Source organism: Bradyrhizobium sp. P2_E8, from assembly GCF_056403875.1.
On the sequence record NZ_JBFUES010001583.1, the window covers coordinates 1 to 1,077 of the forward strand.

At 65.7% G+C, this 1,077-nt stretch carries 2 protein-coding genes; both read left to right on the forward strand.

Translation table 11 applies throughout. The features are described from left to right. Positions 1-612: YebC/PmpR family DNA-binding transcriptional regulator (locus AC1D00_RS42465; protein ID WP_477014829.1), on the forward strand; the 612-nt coding region annotated here is incomplete at its 5' end. A gap of 231 nt (positions 613-843) precedes the next feature. Beyond that, on the forward strand, positions 844-1,077 hold a 234-nt coding region (locus AC1D00_RS42470), incomplete at its 3' end, for a crossover junction endodeoxyribonuclease RuvC (RefSeq protein ID WP_477014830.1).

Below are 1,077 nucleotides of genomic sequence, written 5' to 3' on the forward strand. Positions count from 1 at the left end.
AACCCGCGCCTGCGCGCCGCCGTGATCGCCGCGCGCCAGGAGAACATGCCGAAGGACAATATCGAGCGCGCGATCAAGAAGGCGCTCGGCAGCGACGGCGAGAACTATGACGAGATCCGTTACGAGGGCTATGGCCCCGGCGGCGTCGCCGTCATCGTCGAGGCGCTGACCGACAACCGCAACCGCGCCGCTTCCGACATCCGCTCCTTCTTCACCAAGTCCGGCGGCAACCTCGGCGAAACCGGCTCGGTCTCCTTCATGTTCGACCGCACCGGCATCATCGAATACGACCGCAGCGTCGCCTCCGACGACGCCGTGCTGGATGCTGCGATCGAGGCCGGCGCCGACGACGTGATCTCGGGCGAAGGCGGCCACGAGATCTACGCCTCGACCGAAGGCTATCGCGACGTGGCCAAGGCGCTGGAAGCCAAGTTCGGCGAGCCGCGCAAGGCCGCGCTGATCTGGAAGCCGCAGAACACGGTCGCCGTGGACGACGAGACCGGCGAGAAGCTGCTCAAGCTGATGGACCTGCTCAACGAGCACGACGACGTCCAGCACGTCTACGCCAATTTCGAGGTGTCGGACGCGCTGATGGCGAAGATGGCCGGGTAGGGCCGTTAATTTCAATCTCCGCTGTCGTCGCCCGGCTTGACCGGGCGACCCAGTATTCCAGAGACGTCAGAGGGATACGGAGAAGCCGCGGTGTACTGGATACCCCGCCTTCGCGGGGTATGACGATGGAGTATGGCGTGGGCAGTGTGGGCCCAGCCGTGGCCTCACTTCCCCTGTTACTTCCGTTCTGTTTCTGTTTCCCCCACGGCAGCCAGCCGCTATCACTGGCCCATGACTGCGCTCCCGATTCGTGGCCCCGTTCGCATCATCGGCATCGACCCCGGCCTGCGCCGTACCGGCTGGGGCGTGATCGAGGCCGAGGGCAACCGCCTGATCTATGTCGCCTGCGGTTCGGTGGAACCGCCGGACGACCTGCCGCTGTCCAGCCGCCTGCTCGCGATCCATGAAGGGCTCGCGGCCGTTCTGTCCGATCACAAGCCGATGGAAGCCGCGGTCGAGCAGACC